Annotated in this window: 19 protein-coding genes; 10 read left to right on the top strand and 9 right to left on the bottom strand. The window is 62.5% G+C overall.

What is annotated here, in order from left to right; genetic code table 11:
- Window positions 1-2 precede the first annotated feature (2 nt).
- The 3 genes from BQ8794_RS16155 (at window position 3) to BQ8794_RS16140 (ending at window position 3,861) form a co-directional block, all read left to right on the top strand.
- The gene (locus tag BQ8794_RS16155) at window positions 3-764 is read left to right on the top strand and encodes an MBL fold metallo-hydrolase (protein WP_077379265.1); all 762 of its coding nucleotides are present in this window, start codon (window positions 3-5) and stop codon (window positions 762-764) included.
- A 507-nt stretch (window positions 765-1,271) separates the two neighbouring features.
- Window positions 1,272-2,045, top strand: a complete 774-nt coding sequence (locus BQ8794_RS16145; protein ID WP_077379261.1) for an NAD kinase — start codon at window positions 1,272-1,274, stop codon at window positions 2,043-2,045.
- Between the two features lie 190 nt (window positions 2,046-2,235).
- Window positions 2,236-3,861, top strand: coding sequence for a DEAD/DEAH box helicase (locus tag BQ8794_RS16140; RefSeq protein ID WP_167378761.1), 1,626 nt, complete (start codon window positions 2,236-2,238; stop codon window positions 3,859-3,861).
- A gap of 106 nt (window positions 3,862-3,967) precedes the next feature.
- Here the strand turns inward: BQ8794_RS16140 and BQ8794_RS16135 are convergent, their stop codons facing one another.
- From BQ8794_RS16135 to BQ8794_RS16110, 5 genes are all read right to left on the bottom strand, one after another.
- On the bottom strand, window positions 3,968-4,618 hold the full coding sequence (locus BQ8794_RS16135) for a YiaD family glycine zipper/OmpA-like lipoprotein (protein WP_077379260.1): 651 nt from the start codon (window positions 4,616-4,618) through the stop codon (window positions 3,968-3,970).
- 530 nt (window positions 4,619-5,148) lie between these two features.
- Window positions 5,149-5,535 (bottom strand): hypothetical protein, encoded by a 387-nt coding sequence (locus tag BQ8794_RS16125; RefSeq protein WP_077379258.1) that lies wholly within the window; start codon window positions 5,533-5,535, stop codon window positions 5,149-5,151.
- A gap of 443 nt (window positions 5,536-5,978) precedes the next feature.
- A protein-coding gene (prfB, locus tag BQ8794_RS16120) for a peptide chain release factor 2 (RefSeq protein WP_143744589.1) occupies window positions 5,979-7,110 on the bottom strand; the annotation gives its coding sequence in 2 pieces (ribosomal slippage) (window positions 5,979-7,043 and window positions 7,045-7,110; 1,131 coding nt in all).
- A gap of 142 nt (window positions 7,111-7,252) precedes the next feature.
- Window positions 7,253-9,709 (bottom strand): penicillin-binding protein 1A, encoded by a 2,457-nt coding sequence (locus BQ8794_RS16115; RefSeq protein WP_077379254.1) that lies wholly within the window; start codon window positions 9,707-9,709, stop codon window positions 7,253-7,255.
- A gap of 213 nt (window positions 9,710-9,922) precedes the next feature.
- Window positions 9,923-11,230 carry an N-acetylmuramoyl-L-alanine amidase gene (locus BQ8794_RS16110; protein ID WP_244554999.1) on the bottom strand — a complete coding sequence of 436 codons (1,308 nt, stop codon included), beginning with the start codon at window positions 11,228-11,230 and terminating at the stop codon, window positions 9,923-9,925.
- Window positions 11,231-11,915: 685 nt separating this feature from the next.
- On the opposite strand from BQ8794_RS16110, the gene BQ8794_RS16105 reads away from it, so the two are divergent.
- Complete coding sequence (locus BQ8794_RS16105; RefSeq protein ID WP_077379252.1) at window positions 11,916-14,978, top strand: ribonuclease E/G; 3,063 nt, start codon at window positions 11,916-11,918, stop codon at window positions 14,976-14,978.
- Between the two features lie 114 nt (window positions 14,979-15,092).
- Here BQ8794_RS16105 and BQ8794_RS16100 read toward each other — a convergent pair whose 3' ends face one another.
- Window positions 15,093-16,022 (bottom strand): glutaminase, encoded by a 930-nt coding sequence (locus BQ8794_RS16100; RefSeq protein ID WP_077379250.1) that lies wholly within the window; start codon window positions 16,020-16,022, stop codon window positions 15,093-15,095.
- A 4-nt stretch (window positions 16,023-16,026) separates the two neighbouring features.
- Window positions 16,027-17,175, bottom strand: a complete 1,149-nt coding sequence (locus BQ8794_RS16095) for a pyridoxal phosphate-dependent aminotransferase (protein ID WP_077379248.1) — start codon at window positions 17,173-17,175, stop codon at window positions 16,027-16,029.
- 208 nt (window positions 17,176-17,383) lie between these two features.
- Here BQ8794_RS16095 and BQ8794_RS16090 point away from each other — a divergent pair, with 208 nt between their 5' ends.
- From BQ8794_RS16090 to aat, 6 genes are all read left to right on the top strand, one after another.
- Window positions 17,384-18,778, top strand: a complete 1,395-nt coding sequence (locus tag BQ8794_RS16090; RefSeq protein ID WP_077379246.1) for a M48 family metalloprotease — start codon at window positions 17,384-17,386, stop codon at window positions 18,776-18,778.
- 118 nt (window positions 18,779-18,896) lie between these two features.
- Window positions 18,897-19,700 carry a DsbA family protein gene (locus BQ8794_RS16085; RefSeq protein WP_077379244.1) on the top strand — a complete coding sequence of 268 codons (804 nt, stop codon included), beginning with the start codon at window positions 18,897-18,899 and terminating at the stop codon, window positions 19,698-19,700.
- Between the two features lie 305 nt (window positions 19,701-20,005).
- A complete protein-coding gene (aroQ, locus tag BQ8794_RS16080) occupies window positions 20,006-20,440 on the top strand; it encodes a type II 3-dehydroquinate dehydratase (protein ID WP_077379242.1) in 435 nt (144 codons plus the stop codon).
- 26 nt (window positions 20,441-20,466) lie between these two features.
- Window positions 20,467-20,925, top strand: coding sequence for an acetyl-CoA carboxylase biotin carboxyl carrier protein (gene accB / locus BQ8794_RS16075; protein ID WP_077379318.1), 459 nt, complete (start codon window positions 20,467-20,469; stop codon window positions 20,923-20,925).
- A 19-nt stretch (window positions 20,926-20,944) separates the two neighbouring features.
- Window positions 20,945-22,288: an acetyl-CoA carboxylase biotin carboxylase subunit gene (gene accC, locus BQ8794_RS16070; protein WP_077379240.1), complete on the top strand. Its 1,344-nt coding sequence runs from the start codon at window positions 20,945-20,947 to the stop codon at window positions 22,286-22,288.
- A 29-nt stretch (window positions 22,289-22,317) separates the two neighbouring features.
- Complete coding sequence (gene aat, locus BQ8794_RS16065; protein WP_077379238.1) at window positions 22,318-22,935, top strand: leucyl/phenylalanyl-tRNA--protein transferase; 618 nt, start codon at window positions 22,318-22,320, stop codon at window positions 22,933-22,935.
- Between the two features lie 24 nt (window positions 22,936-22,959).
- On the opposite strand, the gene BQ8794_RS16060 is transcribed toward aat, so the two are convergent.
- Both BQ8794_RS16060 and BQ8794_RS16055 read right to left on the bottom strand, forming a co-directional pair.
- Window positions 22,960-23,328, bottom strand: coding sequence for a hypothetical protein (locus BQ8794_RS16060; RefSeq protein WP_077379236.1), 369 nt, complete (start codon window positions 23,326-23,328; stop codon window positions 22,960-22,962).
- Between the two features lie 104 nt (window positions 23,329-23,432).
- Window positions 23,433-24,011 (bottom strand): DUF2155 domain-containing protein, encoded by a 579-nt coding sequence (locus tag BQ8794_RS16055; protein ID WP_425293541.1) that lies wholly within the window; start codon window positions 24,009-24,011, stop codon window positions 23,433-23,435.
- Window positions 24,012-24,131 lie beyond the last annotated feature (120 nt).

The following is a 24,131-nucleotide window of genomic DNA, read 5'->3' as shown; positions in this document are numbered from 1 at the left end:
CCATGGGCACGCTTCCGGTCATCGACGCACCGAATTGGTATGAAGCCATCCGTATGGGCGATGGCGTGACGCTGATCCACGAGCCATGGATCAAGCCGTTCTTCCGCTGCAACATCTGGCATGTGCGCGGCCGCGATCGCGATCTTCTGTTCGACACCGGCCTCGGCCATTTCAGCCTGCGGCGCCACGTGCCACTGGTGACGGAGCGAAAACTCGTTTGCGTGGCCAGCCACACGCATTTCGACCATATCGGCTGCCATCACGAATTCCCGGACCGCTGCGTGCATGCGGCCGAAGCAGAAATCCTCGCCGACCCGCGCAATGAATGGACGGTCGCCGACCACTATGCGACCGACGCCATGTTCGACGGAATGCCGCTGGGCTGGGATGCCGCGCGCTACCGGGTCCAGCCGGCGCCGGCCGATCGTCTGCTTGGAGAAGGCGATTTCGTCGATCTCGGCGACCGTGCCTTCGAGGTGATCCACACGCCGGGCCATTCACCAGGCGGCATCGCGCTCTACGAGAGGAAGACCGGCATCCTGCTGTCCGGCGACATCATCTATGACGGCCCGCTGATCGACGATGTCTATCATTCCGCTGTCGACGACTATGTCGAGACGCTGCTGCGGATGCGCGAACTCGATGTTGCGGTCGTGCATGGCGGCCACTTCCCGAGCTTCGGCAAGGTGCGCTACCGCCAACTTATCGACGAGTATCTCGCACAGAAGCGGCAGGCCGGCTGCCATCTGCTGCAGGCGCGATAAGCACCGGCCTCTGGTATCGCGGGAAGTGCCTGGCGAATCACAACGCCCTTTGCGGGCACGGCGTGCCGGCGGCATCGCCGCAGCGTGAAGCCGTGGGTTGGGGTCTCAAACTCGTCTCTTCCGACTGGCGCACCAGTTGGGCAAAGGCAAGCGCAAAACTTCCCAGCATCAAGACGATGACAATCAGGCGTGTTACCGGCAATAAATCGGTCCGACTAGCTGGCCCCCACGCCGCCCATCCACTGCCGGCTAACATGGTCGATCCGGCTTTACGAGAGTTTAATCCCCGTCTTAACCATCACATTCGCTTGTCACTCGACACGATGCGCGAGCAGCAGACCGGCGGCTCTTCCCGGCGCTGTGTCAAGCGGTGCCACTGGGGATGCCACTGGGGGCGCCACATGTCTGGCTTTGCAGATTTGCCCGCCCATGCTAACCCGGCGCTGGCGTGGCCCAAGCAACCGGTCGCCACCGACCGGTCGCCATCAACATCGCCATTGGGGAGCCATGAACAAAGCCGCAAGCCGCTTCGCCTTCGTCTCGTCCGACACCGCCGACGCCAAGGCGGCGCTGGAGAGCCTTTCGGCGCGCTATGGCCAGGCACCCATCGAGGATGCAGAGATCATCGTCGCCCTCGGCGGCGACGGCTTCCTGTTGCAGACCTTGCGCGACACGATGAGCACGGGGAAAAAAGTCTACGGCATGAACCGTGGCACCATCGGCTTCCTGATGAACGAATACCGCGCCAGCGGTTTGACCGGGCGCATCGCTGCCGCCGTTGCCGAAACGATCCGTCCGCTGGAGATGCAGGCGGTGACCGCAGAGGGCGAAACGATCTCGGCGTTGGCGATCAACGAGGTCGCGCTGTGGCGCCAGTCCTACCAGACGGCCAAGATCCGCATCACCGTGGACGGGCAAGTGCGACTGGAGGAATTGAGCTGCGACGGTGTGATGGTCGCGACGCCGGCCGGCTCGACCGCCTACAACCTATCCGCGCACGGACCGATCCTGCCGCTCGACGCGCCGCTGCTGGCGCTGACCCCGGTCAGTCCGTTCCGCCCGCGCCGCTGGCGCGGCGCGCTGCTCTCCAACAAGGCGACTGTTCGCTTCGACATTCTGGAGCCGGAAAAGCGGCCGGTGAACGCCGCCGCCGACCACACCGAGGTGAAGGCCGTAACCTCGGTTACGGTGCAGGAATCGCCAACGGTAACGGCTACGCTGCTGTTCGATCCGAGCCACTCGTGGAACGAGCGCATTCTCGCCGAACAGTTCCGCTATTGAGCCGGCGCAGCGACAGCAGCTCGATTAAGCATCGCGATTAAGCTTACGACGTCACAATCGTGCCGTTCCCCGCCTGTTTGTGTTGACAAATCGTGGGCTTGCGCCTACCTGCAATACCAATCTTGCAGGCGCGCGGCGCTTGCCGCGACCGCTTGCGTTGCGCCCCCGAACCAGCCAAAGACAGCCAAACTTGTCCTCAGACACCCAGATCACTCAAGAAGTGTTGACCTTCGCAGACCTCGGCCTGTCGCCGAAGGTCCTTTCCGCAGTTACCGACGCCGGTTACACCGAACCGACACCGATCCAGGCCGGCGCCATTCCGCACGCCTTGCTCGGCAAGGATATTTTGGGCATCGCCCAGACCGGCACCGGCAAGACGGCCTCGTTCGTGCTGCCGATGCTGACCCGCCTCGAAAAAGGCCGGGCGCGCGCCCGCATGCCGCGCACGCTGATCCTCGAGCCAACGCGCGAGCTTGCCGCGCAGGTCGAAGAGAACTTCATCAGATACGGCAAGAACCACAAGCTCAACATCGCGCTGCTGATCGGTGGCGTGTCCTTCGACGAGCAGGACAAGAAGCTGGAGCGCGGCGCCGACGTGCTGATCGCGACGCCAGGCCGCCTGCTCGACCATCGCGAGCGCGGAAAGCTTCTGCTCAACGGCGTCGAGATCCTGGTCATCGATGAGGCCGACCGCATGCTCGACATGGGCTTCATTCCCGACATCGAGCGCATCTGCGAGATGATCCCGTTCACCAGGCAGACGCTGTTCTTCTCGGCGACGATGCCGCCTGAGATCACCAAGCTGACCGAGAAATTCCTGCACGCACCGGTGCGCGTCGAGGTTTCGAAGGCCGCGTCCGCCGCGACCAACATCATCCAGCGGCTGGTGAAATCCGGCTCGAAACCGTGGGACAAGCGCGAGACGCTGCGCAATCTGATAAGGGCCGAGGATGCGGAGCTGAAGAACGCCATCATCTTCTGCAACCGCAAGATCGAGGTCTCGGAGCTTTTCCGCTCGCTGCTGAAATATGATTTCGACGCCGGCGCGCTGCATGGCGACATGGACCAGCGCGCGCGCATGCAGATGCTGGCCAATTTCCGTGACGGCAAACTGCGCTATCTCGTTGCGTCGGACGTCGCGGCGCGCGGCCTCGACATCCCCGATGTCAGCCACGTCTTCAATTACGACGTGCCGATCCATGCCGAGGACTATGTCCACCGCATCGGCCGCACCGGCCGCGCCGGCCGCTCGGGCAAATCCTTCACCATCGCCACCAAGTCCGACACCAAATATATCGACGCGATCGAACGGCTGATCGGCAACAAGATCGAGTGGCATGACGGCGATCTGTCGACGGTCGTCGCCAGCGAAGGCGGAGAGGACGATGCTCCCCGCCGTGGCCGCGGCGCGCCGCGCCGCGCCGGCCGCAAGGACGATGGCAAGGAGAGGGGCGAACGCAGACCACGCGAACGCCACGCCAAGCAAAGCGAAGCTGCAGCACCGGATGCGGCGCGCGAGGAACAGCCAGTGGCGGCCGAGACCGCGGTCGCCGATGCCGGTGAGCGGCGCGCGCGCAAGGAAGCGATCCGCTCGGAAAACACCGAGCGCCAAGCTTCACCCGAACGCCAAGTTTCACCCGAACGCAAAGCTTCGCCCGATCGCAATCGCAACGAACAGCGCGCGCCGGAACGTGGCGACACCAGGCCGCAGCGCGACGGCAATCGCCCGGCCCGCCATCGCCAGGAAGACAACGATGGGACCGTCGGATTCGGTGACGACATGCCCGCGTTCATGCGCATCGTCGCCAAGGGCTGATCACAGCAGAAATTGGGCCGATCACAGCAGAAATTCTCAAATACCAGCAAAAACGGCCCCTTGCGGGGCCGTTTTCATGTGCAAGCCGTCTTCTTGTTTGTCTTGCTCAGGTGAGCGGTGAGAGCTGGATCTCGACGCGGCGGTTCTGGGCACGGCCGGCGGCCGTTGCATTGGAGGCGATCGGACGCGTCTTGCCGAAGCCGGTGACGGCAAAGCGGCGGGTATCTACGCCCTGCCCGGACAGATAATTGGCGACTGCCAGCGCGCGGCGCTGCGACAGGTCGAAATTGTGTTCGTCGCCACCGGTCGAGTCGGTGTGGCCGAACACGTCGACCGTGGTCTGGCGGAACTTGTTCAGCACAAGTGCTACCGAATTCAGCACTTGATAGAAGCCGGGCTTCACCGCGTCCTGGTCGACGTTGAAGGTGATGTCGGACGGCATGTTGAGGATGATCTGGTCGCCGCTGCGGGTGACGCTGACGCCGGAACCCTGAAGCTGCCGGCGCAGTTCGGCCTCGTTCTGGTCCATCGTGGCGCCGATGGCGCCGCCAGCAAGCGCGCCGACGCCAGCGCCGATCAGCGCATTGCGGCGATCGTTGCCGCCGGCGAGCAGGCCGAGCCCCGCACCTGCCAGCGCGCCGATGCCGGCGCCGGCCGCAGTGTTGGAAACTTTCTGTTGTCCGGTATACGGATCGGTTGTGGTGCAGGCACTCACGAGCACAGCCGTCGCCACGGCGACGAGCACAGTCTTTTTCATCAGGTAGTCCCTCTCCAGTCCGCGGTCCCACCAGTGGCGCGCCGCATCAGCCCTTCCGTTGCATCGGCCCGAAAATCATCGATTTTCGGAAAGCACGATGCATAGATTCAAAGTCTTAGAGCGTACTTTGTGCGTCCAAGTGGACGCAAGTCGCTCTATGCTTGTAACATGAAATGCGGCGAAAAATGGAAGGGGAAAAGCGGCTGGCCATGGCTTTTCCCGGTCAATTCAACGGCCGCTATTTGCGCAATTGCGTCACGGTCAGCGGCGCTTCCGAAACCTCGTACGTCGTCGCCCTGCAGTGGCAGCTTGCCTTTATGGTCATGACGCCTCCCTCGCGATTGCTTCGCGCCAGCGCGGCAAGGCAACATAAAGAGGCGCTGTTGACAACCGTCTGTCGGCAGACTCGGCTTGCCTGCGTCGGACGCGTGGCGCGCTTCAATCCTTTTGATGCACGTCGTTATCCCAAACCGCTACGCACCCTCGGGTCAGGCCATGGCCCTCGGAGCAAAGCCTTTGGGCGACATGCATCAAAACGACGACGGTGGCACGAACAGGCAGATGGTCTTTCCGTCATTGGCGCCGGCGACCGAACACCAGTGATATTCGCCGTCGGGCGAATTCTTGATCCGTGCATCGCTGTAGCCCACGACCTCGCCTGTTCCCTTGATGACATAGCCCTCCGGACGCTCGCTGATCGACGTCTGCGAGACCGCGCGGCAATCATAGCCGGAACAACAGGAGAATGGGTAACTCCAGCCTTGCGGCTTCGCTGCAGTCGGCGTGGCGTCGTGCGCCAAAGCGGGCGCTGCAAATACAATGATGGCGGCCGTCAGAACCACCACCGCAATGATCGAATTCAGGAGGCGGCGCGCCGTCTTGACGGCTGAGGCCAGTCGGGTTGTGGAAGCAGGCATGGGCGCAATTCCTATCACCGAGTTATCAAGCGTTTCGCTTGCCCGTTCTTGGAACGTATCTTCCCAGTGGCCGGCTCGTCAGGTCGCAGATACGCCGCGTCCGGCCATAAATGCTTTTTCCCCCAGCGTTCGGATGCTGGGCTGATTCCTTTGCTGGCGCAAGAAATTGCTGTGCAACGAGCGCCGACATCTGCAGCCAGAACCAGCCTGCCGGGGCTGACGAGAGTGACTTCATCAACCCCGGCAGTGGGATCGCGCGGATAACGAGATTGAACTCGCAGTGGTTCCGGGCCAAGCCCCGGCAGGGCTGCAACATCTAACCCGGAGGTAGAAGTAATTGTCGAAAATTCGACGAAAAAACAAAACCATAAAGCACCTGCTCAATTACAGTGAAGAGCCTGTTACTCTAGCGTGATGTTCCTGCTGCTTGGGGCGTAGGAGCTTCAGTCGATATCGGCCACCACTTCGCCGGCGCCGCCCTCGATGCGCTGCGACAGCGACGCCTCCATGAAATCGTCGAGGTCGCCGTCCAGCACGCTCGACGGGCTTGTGCTCTCGACGCCGGTGCGCAGATCCTTCACCAACTGATAAGGCTGCAGAACGTAGGAGCGGATCTGGTGGCCCCAGCCGATATCGCTCTTCGATGCTTCGGTGGCGTTGGCCACCGCCTCGCGCTTCTTCAGCTCTTCCTCGTAGAGCCGCGAACGCAGCATCTCCCAGGCCTTCGCCTTGTTCTTGTGCTGGGAGCGCTCGGCCTGGCAGGCGACCGCTATGCCAGTGGCGAGATGGGTGATGCGGACCGCTGAATCGGTGGTGTTGACGTGCTGCCCGCCCGATCCGGACGAACGATAGGTGTCGATGCGGACATCCGATTCGGAAACGTCGATCTCGATCGTATCGTCGATCACGGGATAGACCCAGACGCTGGCGAAGGAGGTGTGACGGCGCGCATTGCTGTCATAGGGCGAAATACGCACGAGACGGTGAACGCCGGATTCCGTCTTCAGCCAACCATAGGCGTTGTGGCCCTTGATCAGCAGCGTGGCGGACTTGATGCCGGCCTCTTCGCCGTCATGCACTTCCAGCACCTCGACCTTGAAGCGGCGCCGCTCGGCCCAACGCGTGTACATGCGCAGGAGCATCGAGGCCCAGTCCTGGCTTTCGGTGCCGCCGGCGCCGGCATGGATTTCGAGATAGCTGTCGTTGGCGTCGGCCTCGCCCGAAAGCAGCGTCTCGATCTGGCGGGCCTTTGCTTCGCCGCGCATCGAGCGGATCGCCGCTTCCGCCTCGGCGACCACGCTCTCATCGCCCTCTTCCTCGCCAAGCTCGATCAAGCCGATATTGTCTTCCAGCGCCTGGGTGAGGCCTTTGACCGCGGCGATGCCTTCCTCGAGGCCCTGGCGCTCACGCATCAGCTTCTGCGCCTCCAGCGGCTCGTTCCAGAGGCTCGAATCCTCGGCACGCACATTCAGGTATTCAAGCCGCTTTATCGCTTGATCCCAGTCAAAGATGCCTCCTCAGCAGGGTTATCGCCTGCCTGATTTCGTCGACAATATTCTGCGTTTCCGCGCGCATGGCTGGCCGTTCTGTCCTGTGCTGAAATGGTGCCCTGTTGCTTAAGCAGAGCTTGGGTTGGCGCGATACATAGGGATGGCACCGCCGCCTGTAAAGCGAAATGGGCCGGCTCGAAAGCCGGCCCAAATACCATAAACCTATGTCAGTAGAGCCCGCCGCCGCCGGACTGGATGGCTTGGTTGGCCTGTGGCGACAGCGCGCCGCCGGAGGCGTTGGAGCCGTCCTCACCCATGCCGATCACCCAGTAGCTGTCGGCGGGGCCGGTGCCCGGTTTGAAGGCTTCGATAAAGGCGCCGGCGTCGTCCGGGTTGGCCCGCATGCCGGTTTTGCGATTGATGGCGATCAGCTTCATGCCTTCGGGAACCTGGAAATCGACATTGGGCGTGCCGTCCAGCGCCACGCGCATGAAGTCCTTGAAGATCGGCGCGGCAAGGCCGCCGCCGGTCGCGCCCTTGCCAAGACCTTTCGGCTGATCATAGCCCATATAAAGGCCGACAACGAGGTTGGGCGTATAGCCGATGAACCAGGTATCCTTCTCGTCGTTTGTCGTTCCGGTCTTGCCGGCGATGTGGCGGCCGAGTTCGGCGACGGTAGCGCCGGTACCGCGCTCGACGACGCCCTCCATCATCGAGGTGATCTGATAGGCGGTCATCGGATCGAGCACCTGCTCGGAATTGTCGACCAGTTCCGGCTCAGGCTGGTTCTGCCATTCGGCCGCATTGCAATTTTCGCAGCCGCGTTCGTCCTGCCTGTATACCGTCTTGCCGTAGCGATCCTGGATCCGGTCGATCAGCGTCGGCTTGATCGACTTGCCGCCGTTGGCCATGATCGAATAAGCCGATACCATGCGCATCACGGTCGTCTCGCCCGAGCCCAGCGCCATCGGCAGATACTGCGCCAGTCGATCGTAGACGCCGAAGCGCTCGGCATATTCGGCGACCAGTTTCATGCCCATGTCATTGGCCAGGCGCACAGTCATCAGATTGCGCGACCTCTCGATACCGGACCGCAAGGTCGCCGGGCCCGCTGTCCTTCCATCGTAGTTTTTCGGCGTCCAGGTCGTGTTGCCGCTCTTGATGGTGATCGGGCCATCCATGATCACCGAAGCCGGCGTATAGCCATTGTCGAGAGCGGCCGCATAGACGATCGGCTTGAACGACGAACCCGGCTGCCGCATGGCCTGCGTGGTACGGTTGAATTCGGATAGCGAATAGGAGAACCCGCCGACCATGGCCAGAACGCGGCCGGTATGCGGATCCATGGCGATCAGGCCGCCCTCCACTTCGGGGGCCTGGCGCAAGATATAGGCCCCATCCGTACCTTCTTTCTTCTGCACGAAGATGACGTCGCCCGGCTTCAGCACGTCCGCCGGCGATTTGGCCTTGACGGTCTTGCCGCCGACCACATGACGCATGGCGAAGCTCATGTCCTCGCGGCTGACGCTGCCTTCGGTGCGATCCTTGACGAGGTCGCCCGAGATCTGCCGGGTCGGCCGAAGGCCGATCGACAGGCCGCTCTCCGAGCTGTCGAGCACGACGGCGAGCGACCATTCGGGCACGTCGTCCAGTCCCTTGACTTCGCTCAAAGGCACGCCCCAGTCGCCGGACACGCTGATGGTCTTCACCGGCCCGCGATAGCCGCGTAGCGTATCGAACTTCATCAGGCCGTTCTGCATGGCTTTGCGGGCGATGAGTTGCATCTTGGGATCGAGCGTCGTACGGACGGAAAGGCCGCCCTCGTAGAGCGCATTCTCGCCGTAGCGTGTGCTGATCTGGCGACGCACCTCCTCGGTGAAGTATTCGCCGGCGAACAGATAGGTGCCGGAGCGGCGTGGCTTGACGCCGAGCGGCTCGGCCTTGGCCTTGGCGCCTTCCTCTTGCGTGACGTAGCCGTTGCCGACCATCTGGTCGATGACCCAGTTGCGGCGCTCGATGGCGCGGTCGGCATATTTGAAGGGGTGATAGTTGGAGGGGCCCTTCGGCAAAGCCGCCAGATAGGCCGCCTCCGCCACGGTGAGTTCATTCACCGCCTTGTCGAAATAGGTGAGCGCTGCGCCGGCGACGCCATAGGCGCCAAGCCCGAAGAAAATCTCGTTAAGGTAGAGCTCGAGAATGCGGTCCTTCGAATAGGCCTGCTCGATGCGGAAGGCCAGGATCATCTCCTTGATCTTGCGCTCGTAGGTCTGGTCCGAGGACAACAGGAAGTTTTTCGCCACCTGCTGGGTGATCGTCGAGGCGCCGACCTGGCGCTTGCCCGAGCCAGCATTCTGCAGATTGACCATGACTGCGCGGCCAAGGCCGGTCATATCGATGCCGGGGTGATTGTAGAAGTTTTTGTCCTCGGCAGACAGGAAGGCCGCCTTGACACGATCCGGCACCGCCTGGATCGGCAAATACAGGCGCCGCTCGCGCGCATATTCGGCCATCAGAGCACCGTCGGACGCATGGATGCGGGTCGTCACCGGCGGTTCATACTTGGCCAGGACCTCGTAGTCGGGCAAATCCTTCGACAAATGGCTGATGTAGATCGCCACGCCGGCCGCGACCAAAAGGGCCAGCGCGGTGCCGATGCCGAAGAAATAGCCAATAAGACGAATCATGCCCGCTCCAGTCCTTGGTTCGGGAATTGCCTAAACGAAGCCGCCTTTCGCGCAAGCTTTCGAGACGATCCCGACCGGTAATCGAAATCCATGTCGCCACCATGTGGGCAAAATGCGGCAGCATCGAATTTCGGCTTCGAAATGGCGGAAATATACGTACGGGGTGTTGTTGTCATGCAACGCTGTCACTGGCTATGGGCGGCGGCGGGCATCTCAGCCTCCGGTTCGGGCTCCGGCCTTGGCTGAAGCGAACAGGGCGATGGCATTGGTTATGCTCTGGGCCGCCTTGCTGCGCCAATCGGCGCTGAGCAGTTGCGCCTCGTCCTTGGCATTCGACAGATAGCCGAGCTCGACCAGCACGGAGGGAACATCCGGCGCCTTCAACACCTTGAAGCTGGCCGAACGCTGCGGATTGTTGATGAGGCCGACACTGGTGGAAAGCTGGCCGACCAGCGTTTGGGCAAAACTCATCGAGAAACTGTGCGTCTCGCGGCGAATCAGGTCGATCAGGATGTCGGTTACTTCCTTGTTGTCGTCCTTGATTTCCATGCCGGCGAATTGGTCGGAAAGGTTTTCACGGTCGGCGAGCGCCTGCGCTTCGGGATCGGAAGCCTTGTCGGAGACGGTGTAGACGGTTGCGCCGCGAAGGCCCTTGACCCTGATCGTGTCGGCGTGGATCGAAATGAGCAGATCGGCCTCGTGCTGGCGGGCAATGCGCACGCGGTCGTCCAGCCGCAGGAACTGGTCCGTCTCGCGCGTCATGAACACGTCGTACTTGCCGACTGCGGCGAGTTTGTCCCGCAATTCGGTGGCGAAAGCGAGCGTGACGTTCTTCTCGACGGTGCCGTTCATGCCCTCGGCGCCGCCGTCGATGCCGCCATGGCCTGGATCGATGACGACGGTGAAACGATGGCCTGGATTGGAGACCGGGCCAGTGCCGACCCTGCCACCCTTGTCGGAGGAGACCGTCGAGCCGGTGGTCAACGCCTGATTGGCAAGAGCGGCGTCGAATTCCCGCACGGACGCCGCCGACATGTCGATGGCGATACGGTAGCCGTTGCCCTCATCGTTCTTGAGCACGTCGAGCCTGTCGATGGCGAACGGGCCCTTGCCGGTGAGAATCAGCCGCGATACCCCCTCGCCGAGGTCGCCGTAACGCACGCTCCTGACCAGGCCGCGCGCCTTCACATCCTTGGCATTGATGGCGAATCTCGTGCTTGGCAGGTCGACGACCAGACGGTGGGGGCCGCGCAGCAGGAACCATTTGACGTCGGGCTCGCGATCGAAATTCATGACGATGCGCATCTTGGTGGCGTCACCGGCCATTTTGTAGCTCGTCATGGCGAGCGGCGCGTCGGCGGCAAAGGAAACTGGCGAAAGAGCCAGGCAAGCGACAACCAGCAACAGCAGACAAGCAGCGCGGAAGTAGGCGGCGCGGAAGCGGGCAGCGCGGAAGTGGGCGGCGTAGAAAAAAATGCCTCCGGCGCGACCATTCTTGGGCGTGATGACTGCCAGTGCCATTTCTTCCAGTCGCTCCGGTTTGGCGTGAGGCGCCCAATCCTGTTGTCGGCCAATTGTTTTGTCGGAGTGTCGTCGTCTTGTCGAAACGCCGGTCAGGCCCGCGAACTCGATTAACGGTTGGTATCCATAGAAGGTTAACCAAGTCTTTTCACGCAACGCATAAAGCCGTGCTTCCGTTGCGGAACTGCATTTTGCCGGCATCGGAAATCGGGGTTGCCTTCCAACCCGCCAAATCATAAAAGCGATGGTGGATCACTGCAATCCTGGAACCGTCCTTCTCCGCAGCTTCCTGCTACAGGTGAGATGAACGACGGCTCCTCTCGCGTCAGGCGAAAAAGGCAACAGGTGATCGCGACGAATTTCGCAGGTGTGAGCCCGTGGCGGGGGAAGCGCCTGCGTGAGGAAAACGGCCGGGATTGTCCCGCGCCGGCTCTGTACGAGCAAACAAGCTGGTCCGGTTTTCCCGGGCTTTGGTTCAAAAAGGTTCTGCTGGTTACGATGGCTTCAAGCGCAATCATGGAAAGGTCCGCAGCAAACCGCGCCATTTTGGCTGCGGGCGGCACCGCCATGGCGCTCAGGCAGCGGCCGGCGGACATTCAATTGCCCGGCACCCATGTTCATCCACAGCGGCGGGCCTTGCCCCGCAAGCTGCAAGCGATGACGGCTGCCGGGGGGAAACGAAATAATGCCCAACAAAATGCTGATAGACGCCTCCCACCCGGAGGAAACACGAGTTGTCGTCGTTCGCGGTAACCGTATTGAAGAATTCGACTTTGAATCCCAGGACAAGAAGCAGCTCAAAGGAAACATCTACCTCGCCCGCGTAACCCGCGTCGAACCCTCGCTTCAGGCAGCCTTTGTCGAATATGGCGGCAACCGTCACGGTTTCCTCGCCTTCAGTGAAATTCATCCCGACTACTACCAGATTCCGGTTGCCGACCGTCAGGCGCTGCTGCGCGCGGAAGCGCAGGAGGCTGAAGACGAGGACGATGAGGACGGCGATGGCGACGATCGCCAGAACCGTGATCGCGGCCGGCGCGGACGCCGCCGCGGCGGCAAGAGCCGCGACCGAGGCGAGCACAAGCGTGATGCTGGTGGGGCCGATTCGGACGATTCTGTGGATTCCAATGACAGCGGGTCCAACGACAGCGGCTCCAACGACAGCCGTTCCAATGACGGCGGCGAACACGGCGAGGATGCGGTCGCGCAGAACGTCGATGCCGTTTCCGAAAAAGTCGACACGCCGTCCGCACCTTCGGAACATGGCGAGGATGTCGCCAGTCAGAGCGAGGCAAGTCGTGACGAGACGAGCCGTGACAAGACGAGCCGTGACAAGACTGGCCATGACGAAACTGGCAGTGACGAGACTGGGCCTTCCGAAGGCGGTCCGAATTCCATCGCCGCCAGCATCGAATCGGATGTGATTTCCGAAGCCGTGCCGCAGGCTGATGCGGCCGGCGAAGCCACGTCCACCGACAATGATCGCGGCATGCTGGAAGAGGTGCAGTCATCGCATCCGGACGACCATGAGGTCGAATCGGTCGGCGCCGAGGATGCGCTGGAAGAAGCGCGCAACCGCCGCAAGCCGGTGCGCCGCCAGTACAAGATCCAGGAAGTGATCAAGCGCCGGCAGATCCTTCTGGTGCAGGTCGTCAAGGAAGAGCGCGGCAACAAGGGCGCGGCACTCACCACCTACCTGTCGCTTGCCGGCCGCTATTCGGTGCTGATGCCGAACACGGCGCGCGGCGGCGGCATCTCGCGCAAGATCACCAACGCGCAGGACCGCAAGCGGCTGAAGGAGGTCGTCGCCGATCTCGAAGTGCCGCAGGGCATGGGCGTCATCTTGCGCACGGCCGGCGAAAGCCGCACCAAGGCCGAGATCAAGCGCGACTACGAATATCTGATGCGGCTTTGGGAAAACGTCCGCAACCTGACGCTGCAGTCGACGGCCCCTGCCCTGGTTTACGAGGAAGGCAGCCTGATCAAGCGCTCGGTGCGCGACCTCTACAACAAGGACATCGACGAGATCCTGGTCTCCGGCGAAGAGGGCTATCGCGAGGCCAAGGACTTCATGCGCATGCTGATGCCGAGCCACGCCAAGGTCGTGCAGCCGTTCCGCGACACGACGCCGATCTTCGTGCGCAACGGCATCGAGGCGCAGCTCGACCGCATGCTGCAGCCGCAGGTGACGCTGAAGAGCGGCGGCTACATCATCATCAACCAGACCGAAGCGCTGGTCGCCATCGACGTCAATTCGGGCCGCTCCACCAAGGAGCACTCGATCGAGGACACAGCGCTTCATACCAATCTGGAAGCGGCCGAGGAGGTCGCACGGCAGCTGAGGCTGCGCGATCTCGCCGGCCTGATCGTCATCGACTTCATCGACATGGAGGAGAACCGCAACAACCGCTCCGTCGAGAAGCGGCTGAAGGATCACCTGAAGAACGATCGCGCCCGCATCCAGGTCGGCCGCATCTCGCATTTCGGCCTGATGGAGATGTCGCGTCAGCGCATCCGCGCCAGCGTGCTGGAATCGACGATGAAGCCTTGCCCGCATTGCGGCGGCACCGGCCATGTGCGGTCCGATTCGTCTGTCGCGCTGATGGTGGTGCGGGCGATCGAGGAATTCCTGCTCAAGGATTCGCGCAGCCACATCACGGTGCGGACGCCGGCGGCGACCGCGCTCTATGTGCTCAACCACAAGCGCGGCACGCTGGTGGAGCTCGAAAACCGCTTCGGCCTGACCATCACCGTCGAGGCCGACGACACGGTCGGCGCCCAGCACTATGCGATCTTCCGCGGCGCGCTGGCCGAAAAGCCTGAAGGCTTCGTCGAGGTGCGGACCTTGCCCGCCTATGTCGAGCCGGAAGAGCCCGCCGACGAAATCGTCATCGAGGAGGAAGAAGACGAGGTCGTTGCAGCGGCGGAACAACCGCGCCAGGCCCAGCAGCCGCAGCAGCCAAGGCCAAGCGAGGATGGCGAAGGTCGCGACCGCAAGCGCCGCAAGCGCCGCAGACGGCGCGGCGGCAAGGATCGCGACCGCGAGCATGGCACCCCCGTGGAAGGCGCGTCCATCTCGGCCACTGCCGATGGCATCTCAGAAGCTTCAAGCAATGAAGGCGCCGAAGCAGACCGCGAGGACCAGGTCGGCGTCGCTGATGTGGTGGAAGCGTCCGATGACGGCCAAGCGCCTGATGAAGGTCGGGAGCCTGATGAAGGTCGGGAGCAGGACGAAGGTCAGGGCAAGAAGCGCCGGCGCGGCAAGCGCGGCGGCAAGCGCAATCGCCGTGAAGATGGCGAAGGCGAGTTCGATGCAGGCACTGCCGAGTCGGCTGACCGTCCCGAGGTCTTGGAGGACATAGCCGTCTCCGGCGAACCGGCAGCGGCAACGCCGGTCGAAGCAAAGCCGGTCGAAGAGCCTGTGGACCTTGCTCCGGCCAATGACGACATGCCAAGTGCCGAAAAGCCGAAGAAGCCGCGCCGCGCCGCCAAGCCGAAGACGGCTGCGGCGGATGTCGTCGCCGAGACGCCGGTGGCCGAGCCGGAAATTTCTGCCGAGGCTCCCGCACCCGTTTCGGAGGAAACAGCCGCCGTCGACGAACAACCGAAGGTCCGCCCATCGCGACGCAAGCCCGTACCGGTGGATGCTCCGGTTGAGCCGATCGTGTCCTCGACCGTTGCCGAAGAGGAAAAGGCCGAAGAGAAGCCGAAGCGTGCCGGCTGGTGGCAGCGGAAAGGCTTTTTCTAAGGCTTTCGGTCGTTTAGCCTGATCTTTTGACCAAAAAAATCCCGCGCTGTCCTGTCGACAGTGCGGGATTTTTCTTGTCTTAAGCGCCCCAATCTCTCTGACGCCCCCAAATCCCTATGGAGCGAAGACCGACCAGTTCATCATCTTCGCCAGTCTTTCCAGCGCAATCGAGCCCAGCCTGGAATTGCCGTTGGCGTTGAGGCCGGGCGACCAGACGGCGAGCGAAGCCACGCCCGGCACGATCGCTAAAATGCCGCCGCCGACGCCGCTCTTGCCCGGGATGCCGACGCGAAAGGCGAAATCGCCTGAGCCGTCATAGTGGCCGCAGGTCAGCATCATCGCGCCGATGCGGCGCGCGCGCTCGGCCGACACCACGGAATGGCCAGTCGCCGGGTTCTTGCCGCCATTGGCAAGGAAGCGGCCGGCCAGAGCAAGTTGCCGGCAGCTCATCGCGATGGCGCAATGGTGGAAATAGACGCCCAGCGCCAGATCCGGCGCGTGGCTGAGATTGCCGAAGGACTTCATGTAGTTGGCGAGCGCCAAGTTGCGAAAACCGGTGGCGCGTTCCGAAGCCGCGACCTCGCGGTCGATGATGACGGTGTCGTCGTCGGCCAGGAACTGGATGAAGCGCAGGATCTCGCCGATCGCCTCGCGCGGCTGGTGACCGGCGAGCAGGATGTCGGAGATGACGATGGCGCCGGCATTGATGAACGGATTGCGCGGAATGCCGTTTTCGTGCTCGAGCTGGACGATCGAGTTGAACGGGTTGCCCGAAGGCTCGCGCCCGACATGCTGCCACAACGCGTCGCCGACATTGCCGAGCGCCAGTGTCAGCGTGAACACCTTGGAAATGCTCTGGATCGAAAACGGCTCATCGGCGTCGCCCGCCATCAGCACGCGACCGTCATTGGTCACGGCGGCAATGCCGAACTTTTTCGGATCGACCTTGCCGAGTTGCGGAATGTAGCTCGCAACGTCGCCGCGATCCGTGCGCTCGGCCATTTCGGCGGCAATCTCGGTCAAAGCCTGCTCGAGGTCCGGCATCGCGCTACCTCAGCCAGCGCTCGATGCGCATCATCGCCTCGACCATCTCGTCGTGGCTGCCAGCGTAGGAAAAGCGCATGGCTCGATGGCCTTGAAGCGGATCGAAATCGCGGCCGGGCGTCGCCGCCACATACGCCTCGGCCAGCATCTTGCGCGCGAAGGCCATGCTGTCGTTGGTGTGCCTGGTGACATCGCAGAAGGCGTAGAACGCCCCGTCCATCGGTGCCGCCAGGGTAAAGCCAAGTTCGGGCAGGCGTTTCATCAAAAGCTGGCGATTGCCTGCGTAGCGCGCCTTCACCGCCTCCAATTCCGCGGTTGCCTTGAACGCCTCGATCGCGGCGATCTGGGACAGTTCCGGCGGTGAGATGTAGAGACTCTGGGCGATGCGCTCGACCGGCCGCACCAATGGTTCCGGCAGCACCATCCAGCCGATGCGCCAACCGGTCATGCAATAGTATTTCGAGAAGGAATTGATCACCGTCACGTCAGGGCCGCAGGCAAGTGCTGTGGTGTCCGGCGCAGCGTAAGCCAGCCGGTGGTAGATCTCGTCGGAGATCACGGCGATGCCGAGCTCTTGTGCCGTCGTCACCAGCGCCGACAGCTCGTCGGCGGGGATAATCGCCCCGGTCGGATTGGCGGGGCTGGCAAACAACACGCCCTTCAGCTTCCTTTCGCGATGTGCAGCCTTCAGATGTTCGGCGTGGAGATAGGCATCACCGTCGAGCTCGATCTCGACGATCTCGATGCCGAGCGCGGCCATGATGTTGCGATAGGCCGGATAGCCGGGGGCGGCGATGGCGACACGATCGCCCGGATCGAACATCGCCAGAAATGCCAGGTTGAAGGCGGCCGACGATCCGGTGGTGACGGCGATCCGGCCGGGTGAAACGGCCAGCCCGTAGTGGTCGGCATAGTGCTGGGCGATTGCCTCGCGCAGGCCCGCAAGACCCAATGCGTCGGTGTAGCCGATGCGCCCCATCTTCAATGCGTGCGTCGCCGCTTGCCTGACTCCGGCCGGCGCCGGATCGGACGGCTGGCCAACGGCCATGGAAACGACCGGCACGCCCTTGGCCTTCAGCCGATTCGCTTCCGCCAGAACGTCCATGGCGTGGAACGGCTCGACGTCGCCGCGACGCGAAAGCGATACAACCATTTGACCTCATTTCCTTGTTCGCCGTTTGGGTCGGCCTTTGGGTCAGCCCTTTGAGATCGGCCTTTGGGTCGGCGCTTGCCGGCTGCCGGCGCCGAGCTTTGGCGTCCCGCGCCGCACAAATGCCCGATTGATGTGAGGATCACAAGTTCAGTAAAGTTTCAGTGCCGACTTTTCATCCTTCACCCGCTCGTCTACCAGTGGACCTGCCATGTTGAGCCGACCCAAATCGACGATAGCCAGGGCAGCGCGCGCCTTCGCGACGCTTTCGCTCGCCGCGACCGTCGCTGTGACCAACACCGTCAGCGCTTTTGCGCAAAACGTGCCGGTGGTGCGCGATGCCGAGATCGAGGCGCTGGTGCGTGCCTATGCGCGGCCGATCTTCAGGGCCGCGGGCCTGCCGGAAGACGGCGTCGACATCGTGCTGGTCAACGACCAGAGTTTCAACGCCTTCGTTGCCGGGTCCCGCCTGTTCATCAACACCGGCGCCCTGATGTCGGCGGAGACGCCCAACGAGATCATCGGCGTCATCGCCCATGAAGCCGGTCACATCGCCGGCGGCCACCAGCAAAAATTGCGCAACCAGCTCGAACGCGCCAAGACGATGGCCATCATCGCGACGCTGCTTGGCGCCGGTGCCATGGTTGCCGGCGCCACCAGCAAAAGCCGGGGCCTGGCCGGCGCCGGCATGGGGGTTGCAGCTGGCGGCGGCGAGATGGCGCAGCGCAGTATCCTCGCTTATCAGCGAACCGAAGAGATGACCGCCGACCGCTCGGCGATAACCTATCTCAATGCCACCGGCCAGTCCGGCTTGGGCATGCTGAAGACCTTCGGCCGCTTTCAAAGCGCGCTTTCGCTGTCAGGGGCGCAGGTCGACCCCTACCGGATCAGCCATCCGCTGCCGCGCGAACGCATCGCCAACCTCGAAGTCCTGGTCAAAAAAAGCCCCTACGTCGAAAAGGTCGATCCGCCGGCGCTGCAGCAGCGGCACGACATGATGCGCATCAAGATCGCCGCCTATATGGGAGGTCAGGCCGCCGCATCGCGGCTGATGCGCAAGATGCCGGGCAGCCTCGCCTCGCAATATGGCGATGCGCAGACGAGCTATCTTTTCGGCAATCTGGCCGGGGCGCTCGCCAAGACCAACGCGCTGATCAAGGCACAGCCGAAGAACGCCTATTTCCAGGAGTTGCGCGGCGACATCCTGATGAAGGCGAACAAACCGAAGGCTGCCGCTGAAGCCTATGCCAAGGCTGTCAGCCTCGACCCAGCGCGATCCGGGCTGCTGCCGGTTTCCTACGGCCAGGCGCTGATGGCCGTCGGCACGCCCGATTCCCTGGAGAAAGCGGTGGTGCAGATCAACAAGGGTCTCGCGCGCGACCGCGAAAACGCCGTCGGTTACCGCCATCTTGCGCAGGCCTATGGCGAGCTTGGCAACATTCCGGCCGCCGACCTTGCGACCGCCGAAGGCCATTTCTATTCCGGCGCCTACAAGGATGCCAAGATCTTCGCAATGCGCGCGCAGATGAAAATGAAGCGCGGCGAGCCGGGCTGGATCCGCGCGCAGGACATCATAAACTACGCACCATCAGGCAAGAAAAAGTGAACCTTCCGGCCGTGCGCGGCGACATGTAGTCGGACCAATCGGGTAGTCGGACCAATCGGATAGTTAGACTAATCGGGTCGGACCACCGGGCCGGAACCAGGCAAGAGGATTAGCGACGATGAACAAGGCAATTCTGCTAGGCACCACGGGCGTGGCAGTCGCTCTCGCCATGCTGGGTTTCGGGTTCGTGACCGGAAGTCCGCAGACGGCAAAGGCCGATGCCGCGCAGATCGCCCAGGCAGCCTCCGCTGACACCAAGATCGACCGGGCTGAAGTCGAAGGCATCATCCGCGACTATCTCCTGAAGAACCCGGAAGTGCTGCTGGAAGCTCAGGAAGCGCTCGAGGCCAAGCAGAAGGAGGCGCAGCGCGTCGCCAGTCTCGCCATCATCAAAGATGCCAAGGACCAGATCTTCAACTCGGCCTTCGACGGCGTCGTCGGCAATCCGAACGGCAAGGTCACCATCGTCGAATTCTACGACTACAATTGCGGCTACTGCAAACGCGCCATGGAGGACATGCAGACGCTGACGACAGCCGATCCGGAGCTGCGCTTCGTGCTCAAGGAGTTCCCGATCCTCGGCCCGGATTCGCAGAAGGCGAGCGTCGTCTCGATGGCCTTCCACCTGATGATGCCGGAGAAATATGGCGAGTTCCACAACGCGTTGCTCGGCGCCCAGGGACGCGCCACCGAAGCAGCGGCCATCAAGGTAGCGCTTTCGCTCGGCGCCAACGAAGCGACGCTGCGCGAGAAGATGAAGGATCCGTCGATCGCCGAGGCCCTCTCCAAGACCTATGATCTTGCCAACAAGCTGGCCATCACCGGAACGCCCTCCTATGTAGTCGGCAACGAGGTGGTGTTCGGTGCGCTCGGCCAGGAAGTGCTGGCGGAGAAGATCGAGGCGGCCAAGGCCGCACTCTGATCGGCCGCTGGCTTTCGCAGCAGGCCATTTTCCGCCTGTTGTGGACAGCGAAAGAACCCACTTGCGCTCTTTTCGCAGGCGTCTAAGCCCATTATAGAGGCCCAGTGCGCCGACTGATGCCGGCGCTGATGTGGTGGATTTGAAGTTCCTGCTGCTTTGGTGGCGTCAGCGTTCAGGAACTTTAAATCCACCACATCAGAAATGTATAAATTGCCAGTGGCCTTGAACCCGAAAATCGTTCAAAGCGCTGCTCCAAGGTATTGCGAATTTCGGATTCAAAACCACACTGGGAAAAGGTCGGCACTTTGAAAACGGTTTTCGTCCTGAACGGTCCCAACCTCAACGCGCTCGGCAAGCGCGAGCCGGGCATCTATGGCGGCAAGACGCTGGCCGCGATCGCCGACGATTGCAAGCAGACAGGTGCGGCACTTGGACTCGAGATCGATTTCCGTCAGTCGAACCATGAGGGCGACCTCATCGACTGGATCCAGGAAGCCGCCGACAAGGCTGTCGGCATCGTCATCAATCCGGGCGCCTACAGCCACACCTCGATCGCCGTTCACGACGCCATCCGCTCCGTCGCGCCATTGCCCGTCGCCGAAGTTCATCTTTCCAACATCCATGCGCGGGAAGCATTCCGCCACGTTTCCATGGTCTCGCCGGTCGCCGTCGGCGTGATCTGCGGGTTCGGGCCGCTTGGCTACACACTGGCGCTGCAGGCGCTGGCCGCGCGCCTATGACCGGCCAACAAACAGAAGGCTCGAAAATGTCGATAAAGAAGAATGGTGTTGACCAGCAGCTTATCCGCGATCTGGCGGGCATACTGAACGACACCAACCTCACCGAGATCGAGGTCGAGCTGGGCGACTTGAAGGTGCGCGTGTCGCGACAGGCGCCGGCCGTCCATGCGGTCGCCGCACCGCAGCCCGCCTATGCGCCGCCGGCAGCGCAGCCGGCTGGCGCAGCCGCCCCGGCAGCGGCCGATGTGTCCAAGAACACAGTGGCCTCGCCCATGGTCGGCACCGCCTACCTGGCGCCATCGCCCGACGCCAAGGCGTTCATCGAGGTCGGCCAACAGGTCAAGGAAGGCCAGACGCTGCTGATCATCGAGGCGATGAAGACGATGAACCAGATCCCCTCGCCCCGTGCCGGAACGGTGACGGCGATCCTGTTCGAGGATGCGCAGCCGGTCGAATATGGCATGCCGCTCGTCGTGATCGAGTAGAGCCGGGAACAGCCGAAACATGTTCCAGAAAATCCTCATCGCCAATCGCGGCGAAATCGCTCTGAGGGTGCTGCGCGCCTGCAAGGAGCTCGGCATCCAGACGGTGGTGGTGCATTCCACCGCCGACGCCGACGCCATGCATGTGCGGCTCGCCGACGAGAGCGTCTGCATCGGCCCGCCGCCGTCGCGCGACAGCTATCTCAACATCCACCAGATCGTCGCGGCGTGCGAGATCACCGGCGCCGACGCAGTGCATCCGGGCTACGGATTCCTGTCGGAGAATGCCAAATTCGCCGATATCCTCGCCGCTCACAACATCACCTTCATCGGCCCGTCCGGCGATCACATCCGCATCATGGGCGACAAGATCGAGGCCAAGCGCACCGCAAAGCGCCTCGGCATTCCGGTGGTGCCCGGCTCCGACGGAGCGGTCACCGAGGAAAAGGAAGCCAGACGCATCGCCGCCGAGATCGGCTATCCCGTGATCATCAAGGCGTCGGCCGGCGGCGGCGGACGCGGCATGAAGGTGGCGCGCAGCGAAGCCGATCTTGTGGTCGCACTGCAGACGGCACGCTCGGAGGCCGGTGCCGCCTTCGGCGACGACGCCGTCTACATCGAAAAATATCTCGAGAAGCCGCGCCACATCGAGGTCCAGGTGTTCGGCGACGGCGCCGGCCGCGGCGTGCATTTCGGCGAACGCGACTGTTCGCTGCAACGCCGCCACCAGAAGGTTTGGGAAGAGGCGCCCTCGCCGGCGCTCAATGCCGAGGAGCGCGCGCATATCGGCGGCGTCTGTGCCAGGGCGATCGCCGATCTCGGCTACTCCGGCGCCGGCACCATCGAATTCCTCTATGAGAACGGCGAGTTCTATTTCATCGAGATGAACACGCGCCTGCAGGTCGAGCATCCGGTGACGGAGGCAATCACCGGCATCGACCTCGTGCACGAGCAGATCCGCGTCGCCTCGGGCGGCGGGCTTTCCGTGCGCCAGGAAGAGATCCGCTTTCAGGGCCACGCCATCGAATGCCGCATCAATGCCGAGGATCCGCGCAGCTTCACCCCCTCGCCCGGCACGATCACCCACTTCCACACGCCGGGCGGCCTCGGCATCCGTGTCGATTCCGGCGTCTATTCCGGCTACAAGATCCCGCCCTACTACGATAGTTTGATCGGCAAGCTGATCGTGCACGGCCGCAATCGCGTCGAATGCATGATGCGGTTGCGGCGGGCGCTCGACGAATTCGTCGTCGACGGCATCAAGACGACGCTGCCGCTGTTTCGCGATCTCGTCGGCAATGCCGATATCGCCAATGGCGAGTATGACATCCACTGGCTGGAAAAATATCTGGCCGATGAGGATTAGGACGTGAACTTATAGAATATAATGGCGCGATGACCCGTCCCTACGCGCCAGGCTATCGCATCCCGACCGACCTGTTGCTCAAGGCCTACGCCTCGGGCGTCTTTCCGATGGCCGAAAGCGCCACCGATCCCGAAGTGTTCTGGGTGCGGCCGGAGACGCGCGGCATCATCCCGCTGGATGGTTTTCACACGCCCAAAAGCCTGAGAAAGGCGATCCGGAAAAACCTGTTCGATATCCGTTTCGATTTTGATTTCGAGGCGACCATCGACGGCTGCGCCGAGAGGCGCGAGGAACGCCGGTCGACCTGGATCAATGCGCCGATCCGCGAGGCCTATGTCGAACTCCATCGGATGGGCCATTGCCATTCGGTCGAAGCCTGGCGCGAGGGTCGGCTGGTTGGCGGCCTCTACGGCGTGTCTCTCGGCCGGGTGTTCTTCGGCGAAAGCATGTTCGCCAGGGAAACGGACGCGTCGAAGGTCTGCCTGGTGCACCTGGTCGAACGCCTGAAGCAACGACACTTCGCGTTGCTCGACACGCAGTTCACCACCGAGCACCTCAAACGCTTCGGCGCGGTCGACGTGCCAAGGGGCAAATACGAAAAGATGCTGGCCGACGCGCTGAAGGGCGAGGCGGTCTTTTTCCCATGATCTACGCCAAAGGTCGGTTTTTGGTCAGGTTTTTGCGGCAGGCTCAAGAGGCGTCTGCGCGTGGAACATCATCTTCCAGCCATTGACGCGATGGACATAGCCGGTGCTGACCAGCGCCGCATAAGGCTCGCCATTCTCGCGAGTGGCATGGGCCTCATAGGTCAGCATGACAATGTCGCTGCCCGGCTCGATGATGCCCTTGAGGTCGATGTCGAGATCGCGCCAGCGATTTGGGTCCGTCGCGGTTTCGGCCAGATCGGCGTTGCTCATCGTTTGCGCCATCTGTGGGAAAGCCACCAGGCATTCGGTGTCGGCATGGGCTTTGAAATAGGCAGCGTCGCCAGTCCAGAACCCTTTTTCGAGTTCGAGGAGTTCGTTCTTGTTGGCCATCATGGGAACATCTCCGTAACGCCAGCCATGACCAACGCACGGAGAATAAGGCGGTTCCGGAAGGCTCAGTATGTGATTGCGAACAGGCGATCCCGCAGCCCAGGCTTCTAATTGGTTTTGGCGGGGTCGGGTGCCGGCACCTCCGACTTCTGCTTGCAGCCCTTCAGCCAGACGTCGTAGACCGCGTGCTCGACGGCGTTGAGGCCGGGGCTTTCGGCAAACATCCAGCCGGTGAAGATCCGGCGGATCTTGCGATCCAGCGTGATCTCGTCGACCTCGACGAAAGAATCGGTCTTCGGCTCTTCGGTTTGCGGCTGCGAATAGCAGATGCGCGGCGTTACCTGCAAAGCGCCGAACTGCACCGTCTCGTCGATATAGACATCGAAGGTGATGATGCGGCCGGTGATCTTGTCGATGCCGGCGAATTCGGCGACGGGATTGGTAATGCGTTGTGGCGCCGCCGGTGCCACTGGCGCCACTGTCGCATCCGGTTCCACAGTCGCATCCGGTTCCACTGTCGCATCCGGTTCCATTGGCGCATCCGGGTCCACTGGCGCCTCAAATTCCGTCGGCGCCCCCGGGTCCACTGGCGCCTCCAGCGTCTGAGCGGCGGCGATGCTAAAAGCCGCAAAAGCGGTGGCGGCCACCGTCAGTCCGCCTATCGAGATTCGGCTGAAAATGCTCATGCAAGGGTCCGGTGGTTTGCGCCCGGGGTGATTCTGTCGCGCCCAAGGCTAGTCGCTGCTGTCAGATCGACAAGCAGCTAAACGCCAATTGTGGCGATAAAGGACCGATCCGCCCCTGGC

It is taken from the genome of Mesorhizobium prunaredense (genome assembly GCF_900156895.1).
Lineage (GTDB): Bacteria > Pseudomonadota > Alphaproteobacteria > Rhizobiales > Rhizobiaceae > Mesorhizobium > Mesorhizobium prunaredense.
This window is presented reverse-complemented; position numbering and strand designations above follow the sequence as displayed.

What these genes read in the sequence shown, in the direction of transcription:
- BQ8794_RS16060 (WP_077379236.1), bottom strand. Translation starts at nt 23,328, where the DNA reads ATGATGGCCAACAAGAACGAACTCCTCGAACTCGAAAAAGGGTTCTGG.
- BQ8794_RS16055 (WP_425293541.1), bottom strand. Translation starts at nt 24,011, where the DNA reads ATGAGCATTTTCAGCCGAATCTCGATAGGCGGACTGACGGTGGCCGCC.
- BQ8794_RS16135 (WP_077379260.1), bottom strand. Translation starts at nt 4,618, where the DNA reads ATGAAAAAGACTGTGCTCGTCGCCGTGGCGACGGCTGTGCTCGTGAGT.
- accC (WP_077379240.1), top strand. Translation starts at nt 20,945, where the DNA reads ATGTTCCAGAAAATCCTCATCGCCAATCGCGGCGAAATCGCTCTGAGG.
- BQ8794_RS16085 (WP_077379244.1), top strand. Translation starts at nt 18,897, where the DNA reads ATGAACAAGGCAATTCTGCTAGGCACCACGGGCGTGGCAGTCGCTCTC.
- BQ8794_RS16145 (WP_077379261.1), top strand. Translation starts at nt 1,272, where the DNA reads ATGAACAAAGCCGCAAGCCGCTTCGCCTTCGTCTCGTCCGACACCGCC.
- BQ8794_RS16155 (WP_077379265.1), top strand. Translation starts at nt 3, where the DNA reads ATGGGCACGCTTCCGGTCATCGACGCACCGAATTGGTATGAAGCCATC.
- accB (WP_077379318.1), top strand. Translation starts at nt 20,467, where the DNA reads ATGTCGATAAAGAAGAATGGTGTTGACCAGCAGCTTATCCGCGATCTG.
- BQ8794_RS16105 (WP_077379252.1), top strand. Translation starts at nt 11,916, where the DNA reads ATGCCCAACAAAATGCTGATAGACGCCTCCCACCCGGAGGAAACACGA.
- BQ8794_RS16095 (WP_077379248.1), bottom strand. Translation starts at nt 17,175, where the DNA reads ATGGTTGTATCGCTTTCGCGTCGCGGCGACGTCGAGCCGTTCCACGCC.
- BQ8794_RS16100 (WP_077379250.1), bottom strand. Translation starts at nt 16,022, where the DNA reads ATGCCGGACCTCGAGCAGGCTTTGACCGAGATTGCCGCCGAAATGGCC.
- BQ8794_RS16110 (WP_244554999.1), bottom strand. Translation starts at nt 11,230, where the DNA reads ATGGCACTGGCAGTCATCACGCCCAAGAATGGTCGCGCCGGAGGCATT.
- BQ8794_RS16115 (WP_077379254.1), bottom strand. Translation starts at nt 9,709, where the DNA reads ATGATTCGTCTTATTGGCTATTTCTTCGGCATCGGCACCGCGCTGGCC.
- aat (WP_077379238.1), top strand. Translation starts at nt 22,318, where the DNA reads ATGACCCGTCCCTACGCGCCAGGCTATCGCATCCCGACCGACCTGTTG.
- BQ8794_RS16125 (WP_077379258.1), bottom strand. Translation starts at nt 5,535, where the DNA reads ATGCCTGCTTCCACAACCCGACTGGCCTCAGCCGTCAAGACGGCGCGC.
- BQ8794_RS16090 (WP_077379246.1), top strand. Translation starts at nt 17,384, where the DNA reads ATGTTGAGCCGACCCAAATCGACGATAGCCAGGGCAGCGCGCGCCTTC.